Genomic DNA, 14,846 nt, shown 5'->3' on the forward strand with positions numbered 1-14,846 from the left:
TGGAGATTCGCCCGCGGAGGACGTACCGTCCGGTCGGTAACAGCCCCGGGACACCACCGACTTGGCCACCTCACCGGCCCTGACCTGTGCGAACGCGGAATGTCCCGGCTTGGTGAAGGCCCTCCCCCAGGCCGGTCGGGTGGGGTACCGTCACCGGCGCCGTACGGAGTGCGACAACGGGCTTTTCCAGCCACGAGCCGTCGAGGAGCAGGTCAGTGCGCGAGTTCACCGTGCCGCCCGTCGAGGCGGCGCCTCAGGTCGGCGGTCTGGCGGACGCCGTGTTCGACCGCGGCCTCGCCGAGCCGGACCGGATCGCCTTCGGCCGCAAGGGCCCGGACGGGCAGTGGCACGACGTGACCGCCGCGCGGTTCCGGGACGAGGTCCTTGGGCTCGCGAAGGGGCTGATCGCGGAGGGCGTGCGGTTCGGCGACCGGGTCGCGATCATGGCCCGGACCCGGTACGAGTGGACGCTCTTCGACTTCGCCCTGTGGACGCTGGGCGCGCAGCCCGTGCCGGTCTATCCGACGTCCTCCGCCGAGCAGGTCTTCTGGATGCTGCACGACGCCGAGGTCACGGCCTGCGTGGTGGAGCACGAGGACCACGCGATGACGATCGGCTCGGTGATCGACCGGCTGCCGCGGCTCCAGCGCCTGTGGCAGCTGGACGCGGACGCGGTGGGCGAGCTGACGGCGGCGGGCACGGACATCGACGAGGAGGTCGTGCACCGGCACCGGCGGGCGGTGACCCCGGAGACGATCGCGACGATCATCTACACCTCGGGGACGACCGGCCGCCCCAAGGGCTGTGTGATCACCCACGCGAACCTGATGTTCGAGACGGACATGGTGATGGGCCGCTGGGAGCCGGTCTTCCGCTCGCGCCCCGACGAGCAGGCCTCGACGCTGCTGTTCCTGCCGCTCGCGCACGTCTTCGGGCGGATGGTGGAGGTCGCGGCGGTCCGGGGCGGGGTGAAGCTGGGGCACCAGCCGGTGATGGCGGCGGCCGAGCTGCTGCCGGACCTGGTGGCGTTCCGGCCGAGTTTCGTGCTCGCCGTGCCGTACGTCTTCGAGAAGGTCTTCCACGCGGCCCGCCGCAAGGCGGAGGGCGAGGGGAAGGCGGGCCCCTTCGACAAGGCCGTGGAGGTGGCGGTCGCGTACGCGGAGGCACTGGAGCAGAAGGCCTTCGGGACCGGTCCCGGGCCGTCGGCGGCGCTGCGGGTGCAGCACCAGTTCTTCGAGAAGACGGTGTACGTCAAGGTGCGGGCGGCCCTGGGCGGGCGGGTGCGGCACGCGATGTCGGGCGGTTCGGCGATGGACCGCCGGCAGGGGCTGTTCTTCGCGGGCGCGGGGATCACGGTCTTCGAGGGGTACGGGCTCACCGAGTCCTCGGCCGCCGCCACGGCGAACCCGCCCGGGCGGACCAAGTACGGCACCGTGGGTCAGCCGGTCCCGGGGACGACGGTCCACATCGCCGAGGACGGCGAGGTGTGGCTCCACGGCGGCCAGGTCTTCTCCGGCTATCTGAACGCCCCGGAGGCGACGGCCGCCGTCCTCAACGACGGCTGGCTGGCCACCGGCGACATCGGCGCCCTCGACGCGGACGGCTATCTGACGATCACCGGGCGGAAGAAGGAGATCCTGGTGACCTCGGGCGGCAAGAGCGTCTCCCCCACCGCCCTGGAGGAGCGGGTGCGGGCGCATCCGCTGATCGCCCAGTGCATCGTGGTCGGCAACGACCGTCCGTACATCGCCGCGCTCGTGACGGTCGACCACGAGGCGGTGGAGCACTGGCTCGCGATGCAGGGGCGGGCGCCGCTCTCCCCGGCGGAGCTGGTGCGCGACCCGGCCCTGGAGACGGAGATCCGGCGCGGGGTGGTGGCGGCGAACACGCTGGTCTCGCAGGCGGAGTCGATCCGGACGTTCCGGATCCTGGCGCATCCGTTCAGCGAGGAGCACGGGCTGCTCACCCCCTCGCTGAAGCTGAAGCGAAAGGCGATCGAACGGGCGTACGCGACGGAGGTCGCGGCGCTGTACGGCTGACGGAATGCGGGGCGGTGCGTGATCGTTGACGCTGGGAGTACCTCCGTACAGCCAGTGACGACGACGTAAGGATCCACCCCACGTGAGCACGGACAACAGCGTTCCCTCGGTCACCCTGAACAACGGCGTGAGCATGCCGCAGCTGGGCTTCGGTGTCTGGCAGGTGCCGGACGACGAGGCGACGGCGGCCGTGGCGACGGCCCTGGAGGCCGGGTACCGCTCGATCGACACCGCCGCGATCTACGCGAACGAGCTGGGCACGGGCCGTGCCGTCGCCGAGTCGGGGATCGCCCGCGAGGAGCTGTTCGTCACGACGAAGCTGTGGAACAGCGAGCAGGGTTACGACTCGACGCTGCGCGCCTTCGACGCCTCCCTCGACAAGCTGGGCCTCGACTACGTCGACCTGTACCTGATCCACTGGCCGGTGCCGGCGAAGGACGCGTACGTCGACACGTACCGGGCGTTCGAGAAGATCCTCGCGGACGGGCGCGCCAAGGCGATCGGCGTCTCGAACTTCCTCCCGGAGCACCTGGAGCGGCTGATCGGCGAGACCTCGGTCGTGCCCGCCGTCAACCAGATCGAGCTGCACCCGCAGCTCGCCCAGGCGGAGTCGCGCGAGGCGCACGCGAAGTACGGCATCGCGACCGAGGCGTGGTCGCCGCTCGGCTCCGGCAAGGGGCTCCTGGAGGTGCCGGCGATCGTCGCGATCGGCCGCAAGCACGGGCGGACCCCGGCCCAGGTGGTGCTGCGCTGGCACCTCCAGCTGGGGAACGTGGTGATCCCGAAGTCGGTGACCCCCTCGCGGATCCGGGAGAACATCGACGTCTTCGGCTTCGAGCTGGACGCCGAGGACCTGGCGGCGATCGCCGCCCTCGACGAGAGCCGCCGACTGGGCCCGAACCCGGCGGAGTTCAACGTCGGTGCCTGAAGGACACGGAGAGGGTGGGGCCGGCGCGCCGCTTCGGCGGTGCGCCGGCTGGGTGGCCGTGCGTCGCGTCGGTAGCCGTGCGTCGCGGGGCCCGGCGGTGCCGCGGCCCGGTCGCCGCGCACCGCGTCGCCTCGGCGGTGCCGCGGCTCAGTAGCCGTCCACGCCGAGCTCGGTGATCGACGCGAAGAGGTGCTCCCACACCTCGGAGCCGGGCGCGTCGTCGGCCAGTGCCCCGGCGTCCACCTCGGCCATCGCCCGGAGGAACGCCTTCACGCCCTCCTCCCCCGGGTACGGGTCCCAGCAGGCGCCCATGTATCGGCGGACGCCCTCCAGGAACCGGACGAAGGACTCCAGGTCGCGGACGAGCGGGAAGACCGCGTCGCCGCCGGGGCCGTGGCTGCCGTCCGGCTGGCGCAGGCCGACGGCTCCGGTCCCGGGATGGACGAAGACCTCCCCGGGATCGCAGTACCCGAGGTCGAACTCCCCCACGCGCAGCAGGCCCTCGGGGCCCGGGGCCAGCGGCTCGTCGGCGAGCGCGAAGGACGTGACGCCGGCCGCCCAGTGGCGAGGCAGTCCGGCCTCGGTGAGCAGCGTCCTGGTCGGTGCGTGCGTGAGGGCGTCGGGCAGGTCGGCCGCCGGGAAGCGGAGGACCGCGGAGGGGCCGAAGACCTCGTCGAGCCGGGCCGCGGTGAGCGGCCCGTCGGCGTTCCTCGTGCCGGGGCGGAACCACGGTCCGCCGTCCGCCGGTGCCGGGCCGGAGGAATCGGCCCCGCCCGTCGGCCAGTCGGCGAGGGCCGTGTCGTTCTGCTCCACCACGGCCACTCCGCGCGCGTCGAGGAAGACGTAGCGGCCGCCGTCCAGCGGGATCGGCTCCTCCCAGGACTCCGGGCTGCGCAGCGCCCAGGACTCCTCGTCGCCGTCGAACAGCCAGGGCCCTTCCGGCTCGGTCTCCTCGTACGGTTCGGCCGTGCCCTCGGCGGGCGCCGGCAGGGGCCGGCCGGTGGCCAGGTCGAACCAGGTGTCCTCGCACCACAGGGCCCAGACCTTCAGGAGCGGCGTGCCTCCGGCCTCGTACACCTCGGCGGAGCGGTCGCCGCTGAGGTTCGGTGCGGCCTCGTGGGCGCCGACCGGCCGCCACCAGGCCCACACCGTCCGCCACGGCAGCCCCGGTGCGGCGGCCGCCACACGCTCGGCGTACTCCCGGTGGCCGAGGACGGTCGCGGCGAAGTGCAGCCAGGAGGCGAACTCGGCGGAGGTCGCCGGGGCGCTCCCGAACACCGCCTCGGCCTGGGTGAACACCTCGCGGCCGATGCCGCCGTGCTCCTCCGGCAGGGCGTCGAGGCGGGCACGGAGCTCGGCGCGGTCGTGGCGAAGGACCTCGGCGGGGTCGTCGAGCAGGGTACGGAGATCGTGATCGGTCACCGGCCCATCGTGCCAGCCGCCGCCCTGGGCGGGGCGGCGGCCCCCGGCCGTTGTCGTACCCGGGACGTAGAGTCGGAGACGGCCCCTGAGGGGTGCGCGCGGTGGTGACGGCCGCGCGGTGCAACTGCCCGGCGAGGAGAAGGAGTCGGTACGGTGAGCGGTGCCCCGGAGCCCGTGGCGGAGGGCCTCTACCGGGTGCGGAACGTGGCCAGCGGGCTGCTCCTGGAGGTGTACCAGGGGTCGAGCCGCAGCGGCGCGAACGTGCAGCAGGGCACCGGGAACGGAACTCCCGGACAGCACTGGCACATCGCGCCCGTGCCGAACGGCGGCGGGCTGTACCACCTGGTCAGCGCGGCCAGCGGTAAACGGCTCGACGTCGCGAACGCGTCCACGGAGAACGGCGCCAATATCCAGCAGTGGAAGGCCAACAACTTCGGGGCGCAGGAGTGGATCATCGAGCAGGACCTCCAGTCGCCGGGGACGGTGGCCCTGGTGAGCTTCGTCAGCGGCCTCTTCCTGGAGGTCGCCGACGAGTCGAAGGAGGACGGGGGGAACGTCCGGCAGTGGGAGGACACCGACTCGCCGTTCCAGTGGTGGCGGCTGGAGCCGGTGTCCTGACCCGGGCCCGGTGCGGGCTCAGCCCTTGCGGGCGGTGTGGACGGTGCGGGCGGTGAGGTGGAACAGGTCCGTGCGGTGGTGCAGGGACAGTTCGTCGGCCGGGTCGAGGAGCCGGTCGAGGGTCTCCTTGTCGTCCGCGTCCAGACGGGCGCCCAAGCCGTCCCGGAGGCGCTCGTAGTGGGCGACGGCCAGCTCCCGGACGACCGGGGACACGGGCGCGGGGACGTCGGTGAGGAAGGTGCGGGTGCCGGCGGGGGTGAGTCCGGCGCCGGCGAGCAGGGCCCGCCAGTCGTCCGGCTCGTCCTTGGAGCCCGGGAGCTCGGCGCGCATCTCGCCGAACCAGTCGGCGTTGGCGGCGTCGAGACGTGCCTCCAGGCCGGGGCGGCCCATCCCGATGTGCCGGGGCAGGTGCCGGGTGGGCAGACCGCCCTCGACGAGGACCATCAGACCGCCGGGGTTCAGGATGCCGGCGAACTCGGCGAGCGCGGCGCCCTGGTCGCCGATGTGGTGCAGGGAGTTGCCCGCCCAGACGAGGTCGGCCCGCCCCAGGGTGCCGATCCCTTCGGGGAGTTCGGCGTGGAGGGTGGAGACCCGGGCGCCGAGGCCGCGGGCCTCGGCGCGGGCCCGGGCCCGGGCGAGGAGTTCGGGGCTGCCGTCGACGGCGACCGTCTCGGCGGCCGGGAAGGCCTCGGCGAGGAGGCTGGTCACGACCCCGGGGCCGCTGCCGACGTCGAGGATCCGGCGGACGCCCTGCACGGGCGCGAGGGTGCCCAGCCAGGCGGCGGCTTCCGCGTAGGCGGGGCTCGCGATCTCGGCCTGCCGCTCCAGGAGCGGAGCCAACTCGTTCCAGTCGAGGTGGGTGTGATCGTGGTGACGGTGGCCGTGACCGGCGCCGTGCTGGCCGTGGTGGGACTCGCGATGCTGGCTCATGGCTCCAGAGTGCGGCGGGGGCGGCCCGGGGCGCGAGAAATGTTGCCGGTCCGGCAATATCGCCCGCGTGGCGGCGGCCCGCACCGACCGCGCCGGAGGTCAGCGGGAGCTCCGGTGTTCCTGCGGGCTGATGCCCCGTACCCGTTTGAAGGCGGCGCTCAGGGCGAACGCGCCGCTGTAGCCGACCTGCCGGGCGACGGACTCGACCGTGGCGTCGGTCTCGCGGAGCAGATCGGCGGCGAGCGCGAGGCGCCAGCCGGTGAGGTACGCCATCGGGGGCTCCCCGACGAGGTCGGTGAACCGGCGGGCGAGCGCGGCCCGGGACACGCCCGACTTCGCGGCGAGCGAGGCGACGGTCCACGGGTGGGCGGGGTCGTTCTGGAGCAGCCGGAGCGCCCGGCCGACCACCGGGTCGCCCATCGCGCGGTACCAGGCGGGTGCCTCGGCCCCGGGCCGGGAGAACCAGGCGCGGACGGCGGCGATGAGCAGCAGGTCGAGGAGCCGGTCGAGGACGACGCTCTGGCCGGGTTCGTCGCGGGAGATCTCCTCGTCGAGGAAGGGCATGAGGGGGCAGTTCCACATGTCGGCGGGCAGGTGCACCAGGCCCGGCAGGGCGTCGAAGAGCCTGCGGCCGACCTCGCCGTCCATCAAATAAGTGCCGACGAGGACGGTGGTGTCGCCGTCCGGGGCGTTGCCCCAGGTGCGGACGCCGAGGCTCATGGACTGGGCGAGCGGCTCCCCGGAGAGGGTGGCGCACGCGCCGTCGGGGCCGACCACGGCCTGGGGCGGGGCGTCGGGGGTGTGGGCGACGGTGTACGGCTCGGGACCGCGGATGACGGCGATCGCCCCCGGGCGCAGCAGGACGGGGTCTCCGGTGTCGGGGACGATCCAGGCCTCGCCGTCGGTGACGCACATGAGGCAGATCGGGGCCTCGTCCTCGATGCGTACGGACCACGGCGGCTCCATGATCATGCGGAGCAGGAAGGCGCCCTTGGCGCGTGGCCCGTCGAGGAGTCCGGCGAGTGCGTCCATGGTCCGCAAGGGTAGGGCGTCCGCGGGCCTGAGACGCAGGCGTAGGCAGATGAGACGGTGCAGCATGGGCGGGCGGCGCTCCGGGCGGGAGTCTTGAGCCATGACGACGCAGACGAACGACGCACAGAACACGACGGTCCTGGTGACGAGCGCCACCGGCAAGACCGGGCGGCGGGTGGCCGAGCGGCTGGCCGCCCGCGGCCTGACGGTCCGGGCCGGGTCCCGGAGCGGGGCGACCGTCTTCGACTGGGAGGCCCCGGAGACCTGGGCCCCCGCGCTGCGGGGCGCGGACGCCGCGTACGTGGCCTACTACCCGGACCTGTCCGCCCCCGGGGTGATCGAGGCGATGGAGACCTTCGGCCGGCTGGCCGAGGAGAACGGCGTACGGCGGCTCACCCTCCTCTCCGGACGCGGGGAGCCGGTGGCGGTCCAGGCGGAGGAGGCCCTGCGGGCGGCGGCTCCCGGGGCCGAACTGACCGTCGTACGCGCCTCGTTCTTCGCGCAGAACTTCTCCGAGGGGCTGCTGGCGGAGGGCGTCGCGGAGGGCGCGGTCGTCTTTCCCGCCGGAGACACGGCGGAGCCCTTCATCGACGCGGACGACCTGGCGGACGTCCTCGTGGAGACCCTGACGGCGGACGGGCACGCGGGCCGGGTGCACGAGGTGACGGGCCCCCGGCCGGTGAGCTTCGCGGAGGTGGCGGCGGAGATCTCCCGCGCCTCGGGCCGCCCGGTGGTGTACGAGGCGGTGTCCGAGGCCGCATACGCCGGTCTGCTCGGCGGGTTCGGGCTTCCGGCCCCGGAGGCGGAGTGGCTGGCGGCGTTATTCGCGACGCTCCTCGACGGGCACAACGCCTCGGCGACGGACGGGGTGAAGCGGATCCTGGGCCGTGAGCCGCGCTCCTTCGCCGAGTTCGCGACGGAGACCTGGGGCGGGCCGCGGGCCTGAGAGGTTCAGGCGTACCGCGCGGCCAGGGTCCGTACGGTCGCGGCGATGCGGTCGCGGAGGTCCTCGGGGGCGAGGACCTCCACCTCCGCGCCGAGCCCGAGGAGGGTGTCGTGGGCGTGTTCGGGCGTCTCCACGGGGAGGGTGGCGCGCGTCCAGCCGTCCGGTTCGGGGGTGCCGGTGGCGGCGAGCGCCCGGGCGGCGGCGCTGGTGAGGCGCGCGGCGCCGCGGGGGGAGATCCGTACGACGGCCTCGCCCTGGTGGAGCCGCCGGTGGAAGTCCTCCTGGCCGGCCCGCCAGTGCGCGGCGAGGTCGAAGCCCTCCGGGACGGTGGCCTCCTCGTCGGTGACGGTGAGGGCGAGGATCTGGTCGACGCGGTAGGTGCGCGGTCCGGGTCCGGCGATCAGGTACCAGCGGCCCGCCTTGAGGACGAGACCGTACGGCTCCAGGCGCCGGTCGACGTCCGTCGGCTCCCTCCAGCGCCGGTAGCGGACCTCCAGGACACGTCCGCTGCGGACCGCGTCGGCGACCTCCGGCAGGAACGGGGCCTCGTCGCCCTCGTCGTACCAGCCGGGGGCGTCGATGTGGAAGCGGCCCCGCAGCCGGTCGACGTGCTCGCGCAGGGCGGCCGGGAGGGTGGCGCGCAGTTTCAGCTGGGCGTCGGCGAAGTGCGGGCCGAGTCCGAGTCCTTCGGCGGCCCCGGGCATGCCGGCGAGGACCAGCGCCTCGGCCTCGCGGGCGAAGAGTCCGGTGAGACGGGTGCGGCTGCCGGGCAGGAGCCGGTAGCCGCCGCGGTGCCCGGCGTCGCCGTAGAGGGGCACGCCGGCGGCGTGCAGGGCCTCGACGTCGCGGTAGACGGTGCGGACGGAGACGCCGAGCTCCTCGGCGAGCCGGCCGGCGGTCATCCGGCCGCCGGTCTGGAGCAGCAGGAGGATCGAGAGGAGACGGCTGGACTTCACTGACACAAGGTGTCAGTGAAGGGTTCCTACAGTCCAGCCATGGCTTTCGCAGAGAAGAATCTCCTTACGCTGCCGCCGGTCGAGATCGCCGGGCGGCACCTCAAGCGCTACCACGTCACCTCCGGCCCCGAGGGCATCGAACCGGAGGTGGAGAAGGCGGCGTACGCGCTGCTTCCGGAGCTGCTCCCGGCGCCGGACGGCACCCCGTCGGCGGGTTTCGTCGTGCTGCACCGGGGCGGTGACAGCGGCGCGTACCTCAACGCGTACAGCTGGGTGTGGGACAACGTGCTGCACTTCGGCGGCGGGGCGGCCGGCCAGCCGGCCCTGGACTGCCCCGACACCGATCCGACGAACTGGGTCCGGAACGACCGGTCGTGGATCGGCTGCGTGTGGGAGCTGGGGCCGCTCGGGCACGAACGGGACGCCTGGGTACGGCACATGCTGGCGCCGGACACCCCCGACCTCGCCGGCTACCTCGGCGACACGCTGCCCTCCGGCACGACGGGAGGCCGCGCGTGACCGCCGACGGCTTCGCCTTCCTCGACGGGCGGTGGCGGGTCCGCAACCGCCGCCTCGCCGACTTCCTCGACCCGGAGAGCGGGTGGAAGGAGTTCGAGGGGCGCACGACCGGCTCGCTGTTCTGGGACGGCCGGGCGCATGTCGACGAGATCGTCTTCCCCTCGGAGGGGTTCAGCGGGCTGACGCTGCGGCTGTACGAGCCGGAGACCGGCGAGTGGACGCTGAACTGGTCCAACAGCCGTACGGGGAGGCTGGACCCGCCGGTCCGGGGCCGGTTCGCCGAGGACGGGACGGGCGAGTTCCACGGCACCGACTCCTACGAGGGGCGGCCGGTCCGGGTGCGGTTCCGGTGGTCGGGGATCACGGCGGACGCGGCCCGCTGGGAGCAGGCGTTCGCGCCGGTGGGCACCGAGGCGTGGGTGACGAACTGGGTGATGGAGTTCAGCCGCGCCTGACGAAGCTCGCGAGCCGGTAACGGGGGTCGGCTCGGGGGCGGTCCTGGTCCGGGAGGGCGGACAGCTCGGCGGCGAGCGTCTCGGTGGTCGCCGGGTCGCCGTCGAACCAGGAGGCGAAGTATCCGGCGCGCAGCTTCCGGACGGTGTCGCGTGGGGTGCTGCCCTGTCCGTGGCCGGTGAAGCGGGTGCCGGGGGCGGGGTCGAGGCCGTGGGCTGCCGCGGCGGCGGTGATGAGGTCGGCGCGGTCGGAGGCCGTCTCGGCCGAGCGGTACGGGCGGAGGACCGTGTCGATGTCGCTGCCGACGTCGTGGGCGGTGTCCTTGTCGACGGTGGCGACGAGGACGCCGCCGGGGCGCAGCACGCGGGCCGCCTCGGCGACGATGTCCGTGGCGAAGGGCACGAGGTGCAGCAGCCAGACGGCGGCGACGGCGTCCAGGGAGGCGTCGGGCAGCGGCAGCCGCCGGGCGTCGGCGCGTACGGCGCGGCCGGGGGCCCGGTCGGCGGTGACCCGCACCATGGCGTGGGCGGCGTCGGCCCCGTAGACGCGCAGGCCGGGCCGGGCGAGGCGTTCGGTGACGAGGCCGGTGCCGCAGGCGAGGTCGAGCAGGGTGCGGGCGCCGGGCGGCACGAGGCGCAGCACGGCCTCGGCGGCCGCTTCGGCGCGGGGCACCCCGCCGCGGGTCCGGTCGTAGTGCGCTGCCTCTGCCTCGTAGTCGAGCACGGTGTCCGCCATGCCCGCGAGACTAACGGGGGGTCAGTTCGCGCCGTGGCCCGGGGCGATCCGTTCGACGCGGTCGGCGAGTTCGAAGTCCTTCTCGGTGACGGCGCCTCCCGCGGAGTGGGTGTTCACGGCGAGGGCGACCGTGTTGTAGCCGAGGGTGAGGTCGGAGTGGTGGTCGAGCTCCTGCTGGATCTGGGCCACGTGGACGACGAGCGCGGTCGCCGCGAAGTGGTCGCCGAGCCGGTAGGTCCGGGTGAGCCGGTCCGCGTCGACGGACCAGCCGGGGAGCTCCCTCAGGCGGTCCTCGATCTCCTTCTGCGACAGCGGCTGTGTGGGCACGGCGGTGCTCCCTCCGGTCGGGTGGTGCGGGGTGACGGGGTGACGGACAAAGGGGCCCCGGGGGAAAGCTACCCGGCGTCCCCCTCTGGGATACCGTCTGGCCATGACAACTGTCGTGAGCGACACGGGGGTGGGGCCGCTGCTGCGCGGATGGCGCGAGCAGCGGCGACTGAGCCAGCTGGAGCTGGCGCTGCGCGCGGACTCCTCGGCGCGGCACATCTCCTTCGTGGAGACGGGCCGCTCCCGGCCGAGCGAGGAGATGGTCCTGAAGCTCGCCGAGCACCTGGAGGTGCCGGTGCGCGAGCGGAACGCGCTGCTGCTCGCGGCGGGATACGCGCCGCGGTACGCGGAGTCGCCGCTGGACGCGCCGCGCCTGGAGACGCTGCGGTGGGGCATCCAGCAGCTGCTCGACGGGTACGAGCCGTATCCGGCGCTCGTGGTCGACGGCACGTACACCGTGGTGGCGGCGAACCGGGGTATCGAGCTGCTCCTGGGCGGGCTTCCGCCGCATCTGCTGACGCCGCCGATGAACGCGATGCGGCTCACCCTGCACCCGGAGGGCCTGGCGCCCCGGATCCGGAACCTGCGGGAGTGGCGGGGCCACCTCCTGGCGCAGATGGAGCGTCAGATCGCGCTGGCCCGCTCGGAACCGCTGCGGGAGCTGTACGAGGAGGTGGCGGCGTATCCGCTGCCCGAGCGGGTCGACCCGGAGGACCGTCCGGACGCGGAGCCGTACCCGTACTTCGCGCTGCCGCTGCGGATCGAGCACGACGGGCGTGTGCTGTCGTTCGTGTCGTCGATCTCGACGTTCAACACGCCGATGGACGTGACCGTCGCCGAGCTGGCCATCGAGACGTTCCTCCCGGCCGACCCGGAGACGGTCGCGTACCTGCGGTCGCTCTCCGCGGCCGCGGCGGACGGCTGACCTTCAGCGGGCCGCGGACGCGACAGCCCTGAGGGCGGCCCACTGCAGTCCGGCGAAACCGGCGACGGTCGCGGCCTGCATCGGGGTCCACAGCAGGCCGGCGGTGGTCGGCTCCAGCCAGGCGACGAGGGCGACGACGCTGAGGACGGCCCAGAGGACGTTGGCGTCGACGACGAGCTTCACGGCGAGCGCCGGGGGCTGCGGGCGGCTCGCGAGCCAGGCGACGCCCGCGGCGAACGCGGTGAGGAAGACGCCGAGTTCGAGGAGGAGTGCCGCGTCGACGCCGAGGAGTTCGCCGAGGGGGCCGGAGGCGGCGAGGTAGGCGATCCCGTTGGCCCCGGTGACGACGGCGTCGAGGGCGAGGAAGCGGCGCACCGCGGACTGGGGCCGGGTGGTGCGGGCGATCCTCAAAGATCGGTGCAGGGCCTGGGACATGACGGATCACCCTCCAGAAGGGGACGTTGGTGCTGGTGGTGGGCCCGGAGCCCGAGCGGAGTGCGCCGCCCGGGTTCCGGTGTTCATGAGCATGCCGGGCGGCGCGGAAGGGGTCGATTACCTCCTGGGTAATACCGGTCCGCGAGCGGCCGGGTCGCTGCTCCCCGGGGGTGGGTAGTCTTCGCGCCGGGGTGGCCGGAACCGGTGCCCCTGAGGGGGGAGAACACGGATGGCGTGGAACAGGGAACGGGCCATGGTGGCCACCGGGGACGATCACAAGGTGACGCCCGCGGAACTCTTCTTCGACCTGGTGTTCGTGTATGCGATCACACAGGTCACCGCCCTGATGGCAGCCGCGCCCTCGCCGGTGCGGATGGTGGGCGCGATGGTCGTGCTCGCGCTGCTGTGGTGGTGCTGGTGCGCCTTCGCCTGGCTGGGCAATGTCGTACGGGCCGATTCCGGGGCCCTGTTCGGCGTCCTCGTCACCGTGATGGCCGTCGTCCTGATCGTGTCCCTCGCCGTGCCCGAGGTCTTCGCGGACGCTCCGGGCGGCCTCTCGGCGCCGCTGGTGTTCGTGCTCTGCTACGGCGCGGTGCGCACCCTGCACCTGACCTCGTACTGGCTCTCCAGCCCGGGGGACGCCGCGCTGCGGGTCACCCTGCGGCGTACGGCCATGTCGTCCGTGCTGCCGCCGCTGGCCCTGCTGCTGATCGGCTGCGCGTACGACGGCCGGGCCCAACTCCTGTGGTGGCTGGGGGCGGTGGCCGTCGACTACGGCGGGATCTACATCACCGGCTCCTCCGGCTGGCGGGTCAACTCCCCCGGGCACTTCGCCGAGCGGCACGGTCTGATCGTCATCATCGCCCTGGGCGAGTCCATCGTGGCGATGGGCGTCGGCGTCTCCGGTTTCCCGCTCTCGTACGCGGTGCTCGGCGCCTCGGCCGCGGGGCTGCTGCTCTCGGCGGGGCTGTGGCGCCTGTACTTCCGGCAGCTCGGCGAGGCCGCGGAGCACCGTCTCACCGGGCTCGACGGCGACGAGCGCACCCGCTTCGCGCGGGACGTCTACACGTTCCTCCACCTGCCGCTGGTGGCGGGGGTCGTGCTCCTCGCGCTCGGGATGAAGAAGGTCCTCCAGCAGGTCGCCGACACCGGGCACTACGGTCTCGCCGAGCCGCTGCACGGCGTCGTGGCCTGGTCGCTCACCGGGGGTGTCGGCGTCTATCTGCTGGGCGCCGCCGCGATCGTGCTCCGCACCTCGGGCCGGCGGCCGACCGCCCTGGCCGTCGGCGGGGTCTGCTGCCTGGCGGCGGGCCCCCTGGTCGGCCTGGTCCCGGCCCTGGGGGCCCTGTCGGTCCTGGCCGCGACGGCGACGGTCCTGGTGGGTCTGCACACGAGGCGGGCCACGGGCCTGTCGCCCGAGGCGGAAGCGGTCTGAGGCGGGCGCGGCCGGTCGGAGGGAGTGTGGACGCCCCCGGGCGGCCCGCCGTCGCGGAGTGGGTGGAGTTCCGCGCCACGGCGCACGCGCACGCGCTCGGGCAGTGTCTCCTCGCCCAGCTGGATCCGGAGGCCCGCCGGGCATATCTGGCGCGGCGGCCGGTGAGCCGGCTGACGCCGCGGACGGTCCCGGACGAGGAGGCGCTCATGCGCAGGCTGGCCGGGCTCCGCCGGGGCGCGCCGGTGGTCGAACGGGAGGAGTACGTGCTCGGCACGGTGTGCGGGGCCGTGCCGAGCACGGTCGGCGGGGTCCACTCGGCGGTGGGGTTCTCGCTGCCGGTGGATGAGGAGGACCGTCTTGAGGGGACGGCGCTGCGGCTGCGCGCGCGGCTCGAACGGGCGTTGACGGCCCATGCCTTCACGGTGCTCGCCTGACGGTCCGGCGGCCTCCCGGAGGCGCGCTCCGGGAGGCGGGTGCCGGGAGGCGGGTGCCGGGGGTCAGCCCAGGGGGCGTTCCCGGCGGAGGCCGTCGGCCCGGCGGGCGGGCGGCTCGGGGGTCGGCGCGGGTGCCGGGGTGCCGGGCTCGGGGGCGGTGCGTTCGGTGCGCCGGGCGCGGGAGGCCTCGGCGCGCAGCAGGGCCTGGAGGACGGCGTACGGGTCGACAGGCATGGCGAAGCTCCTCGTGGTGAGGGGGTGATGGGGGGACTGCGGGGAGGCGGGGCCTCTCAGCAGCGCATCACCACGCACCGGAGGGCGTCATCGCGCGGGGCGGGTACGGGAGCGGACTCACGGGCCCGACGCGGGCCGTGGGGCCGGGGCGCGGGTCCGGCGGGGCGCAGGCCCGTGCCGGGCCGCCGGGTCCGGCCGGGCAGTCCGGCCTCGGTGGCGGCCTGGTCGTGGGTCTCGCCGCCCGGGTCGGAGGCCGGGGCTGCGGCCGCGGCGCGCGTCTCGGCGACGGGGAGCGCGGCGGCGGCCCCGGTGCCGAACAGCGCGGCGAGGACGAGGAGGAGCGCGATCCAACGGTGCCCGCCCCGGTCCGGGCGCGTCGGGCGCCCCGCCGGGACGGCGGGCGCGGCGGGTGTCTGGCGCGCGGGGCTCACGGTGATCCGTACTGCCCCGCCGTACGAGGGGTACGGCGCCCCCGGCC

Annotated in this window: 18 protein-coding genes; 9 read left to right on the forward strand and 9 right to left on the reverse strand. The window is 74.2% G+C overall.

What is annotated here, in order from left to right:
- Positions 1 to 215 precede the first annotated feature (215 nt).
- Together AC07AW_RS19465 and AC07AW_RS19470 are read left to right on the forward strand one after the other, a co-directional pair.
- Positions 216 to 2,039, forward strand: a complete 1,824-nt coding sequence (locus tag AC07AW_RS19465) for an AMP-dependent synthetase/ligase (RefSeq protein ID WP_478816709.1) — start codon at positions 216 to 218, stop codon at positions 2,037 to 2,039.
- 133 nt (positions 2,040 to 2,172) lie between these two features.
- Positions 2,173 to 2,967, forward strand: coding sequence for an aldo/keto reductase (locus AC07AW_RS19470; protein WP_478816904.1), 795 nt, complete (start codon positions 2,173 to 2,175; stop codon positions 2,965 to 2,967).
- Between the two features lie 147 nt (positions 2,968 to 3,114).
- On the opposite strand, the gene AC07AW_RS19475 is transcribed toward AC07AW_RS19470, so the two are convergent.
- The gene (locus AC07AW_RS19475) at positions 3,115 to 4,389 is read right to left on the reverse strand and encodes an SUKH-4 family immunity protein (protein WP_478816710.1); all 1,275 of its coding nucleotides are present in this window, start codon (positions 4,387 to 4,389) and stop codon (positions 3,115 to 3,117) included.
- A gap of 153 nt (positions 4,390 to 4,542) precedes the next feature.
- Between AC07AW_RS19475 and AC07AW_RS19480 the strand changes: the two genes are divergently transcribed.
- On the forward strand, positions 4,543 to 5,007 hold the full coding sequence (locus AC07AW_RS19480) for an RICIN domain-containing protein (RefSeq protein ID WP_478816711.1): 465 nt from the start codon (positions 4,543 to 4,545) through the stop codon (positions 5,005 to 5,007).
- A gap of 18 nt (positions 5,008 to 5,025) precedes the next feature.
- On the opposite strand, the gene AC07AW_RS19485 is transcribed toward AC07AW_RS19480, so the two are convergent.
- On the reverse strand, positions 5,026 to 5,937 hold the full coding sequence (locus tag AC07AW_RS19485) for a class I SAM-dependent methyltransferase (RefSeq protein WP_478816712.1): 912 nt from the start codon (positions 5,935 to 5,937) through the stop codon (positions 5,026 to 5,028).
- A gap of 99 nt (positions 5,938 to 6,036) precedes the next feature.
- Complete coding sequence (locus tag AC07AW_RS19490) at positions 6,037 to 6,969, reverse strand: AraC family transcriptional regulator (RefSeq protein ID WP_478816713.1); 933 nt, start codon at positions 6,967 to 6,969, stop codon at positions 6,037 to 6,039.
- A 100-nt stretch (positions 6,970 to 7,069) separates the two neighbouring features.
- Here AC07AW_RS19490 and AC07AW_RS19495 point away from each other — a divergent pair, with 100 nt between their 5' ends.
- Positions 7,070 to 7,915 (forward strand): Rossmann-fold NAD(P)-binding domain-containing protein, encoded by an 846-nt coding sequence (locus AC07AW_RS19495; protein WP_478816714.1) that lies wholly within the window; start codon positions 7,070 to 7,072, stop codon positions 7,913 to 7,915.
- A gap of 5 nt (positions 7,916 to 7,920) precedes the next feature.
- On the opposite strand, the gene AC07AW_RS19500 is transcribed toward AC07AW_RS19495, so the two are convergent.
- On the reverse strand, positions 7,921 to 8,871 hold the full coding sequence (locus AC07AW_RS19500) for a helix-turn-helix transcriptional regulator (RefSeq protein WP_478816715.1): 951 nt from the start codon (positions 8,869 to 8,871) through the stop codon (positions 7,921 to 7,923).
- Between the two features lie 39 nt (positions 8,872 to 8,910).
- On the opposite strand from AC07AW_RS19500, the gene AC07AW_RS19505 reads away from it, so the two are divergent.
- On the forward strand, positions 8,911 to 9,390 hold the full coding sequence (locus AC07AW_RS19505) for a hypothetical protein (protein WP_478816716.1): 480 nt from the start codon (positions 8,911 to 8,913) through the stop codon (positions 9,388 to 9,390).
- Positions 9,387 to 9,845 (forward strand): hypothetical protein, encoded by a 459-nt coding sequence (locus tag AC07AW_RS19510; RefSeq protein WP_478816717.1) that lies wholly within the window; start codon positions 9,387 to 9,389, stop codon positions 9,843 to 9,845. The genes AC07AW_RS19505 and AC07AW_RS19510 overlap by 4 nt, the downstream gene beginning before the upstream one ends.
- Here AC07AW_RS19510 and AC07AW_RS19515 read toward each other — a convergent pair.
- Both AC07AW_RS19515 and AC07AW_RS19520 read right to left on the reverse strand, forming a co-directional pair.
- On the reverse strand, positions 9,832 to 10,578 hold the full coding sequence (locus AC07AW_RS19515; protein ID WP_478816718.1) for a class I SAM-dependent methyltransferase: 747 nt from the start codon (positions 10,576 to 10,578) through the stop codon (positions 9,832 to 9,834). The genes AC07AW_RS19510 and AC07AW_RS19515 overlap by 14 nt on opposite strands.
- A gap of 21 nt (positions 10,579 to 10,599) precedes the next feature.
- Complete coding sequence (locus AC07AW_RS19520) at positions 10,600 to 10,905, reverse strand: 4a-hydroxytetrahydrobiopterin dehydratase (RefSeq protein WP_189803504.1); 306 nt, start codon at positions 10,903 to 10,905, stop codon at positions 10,600 to 10,602.
- Between the two features lie 103 nt (positions 10,906 to 11,008).
- Between AC07AW_RS19520 and AC07AW_RS19525 the strand changes: the two genes are divergently transcribed.
- A complete protein-coding gene (locus AC07AW_RS19525; protein ID WP_478816719.1) occupies positions 11,009 to 11,830 on the forward strand; it encodes a helix-turn-helix domain-containing protein in 822 nt (273 codons plus the stop codon).
- Between the two features lie 3 nt (positions 11,831 to 11,833).
- On the opposite strand, the gene AC07AW_RS19530 is transcribed toward AC07AW_RS19525, so the two are convergent.
- A complete protein-coding gene (locus AC07AW_RS19530; RefSeq protein ID WP_478816720.1) occupies positions 11,834 to 12,265 on the reverse strand; it encodes a hypothetical protein in 432 nt (143 codons plus the stop codon).
- 229 nt (positions 12,266 to 12,494) lie between these two features.
- Here AC07AW_RS19530 and AC07AW_RS19535 point away from each other — a divergent pair, with 229 nt between their 5' ends.
- Complete coding sequence (locus AC07AW_RS19535) at positions 12,495 to 13,700, forward strand: low temperature requirement protein A (protein ID WP_478816721.1); 1,206 nt, start codon at positions 12,495 to 12,497, stop codon at positions 13,698 to 13,700.
- Between the two features lie 26 nt (positions 13,701 to 13,726).
- Entirely contained in the window at positions 13,727 to 14,134 is a 408-nt protein-coding gene (locus tag AC07AW_RS19540) for an IclR family transcriptional regulator domain-containing protein (RefSeq protein WP_478816722.1), read from the forward strand.
- A gap of 63 nt (positions 14,135 to 14,197) precedes the next feature.
- On the opposite strand, the gene AC07AW_RS19545 is transcribed toward AC07AW_RS19540, so the two are convergent.
- Positions 14,198 to 14,368 (reverse strand): hypothetical protein, encoded by a 171-nt coding sequence (locus AC07AW_RS19545; RefSeq protein WP_478816723.1) that lies wholly within the window; start codon positions 14,366 to 14,368, stop codon positions 14,198 to 14,200.
- A gap of 56 nt (positions 14,369 to 14,424) precedes the next feature.
- Positions 14,425 to 14,799 (reverse strand): hypothetical protein, encoded by a 375-nt coding sequence (locus AC07AW_RS19550; RefSeq protein ID WP_478816724.1) that lies wholly within the window; start codon positions 14,797 to 14,799, stop codon positions 14,425 to 14,427.
- Between the last annotated feature and the right edge of the window lie 47 nt (positions 14,800 to 14,846).

Source organism: Streptomyces sp. NPDC044003 (assembly GCF_056435185.1).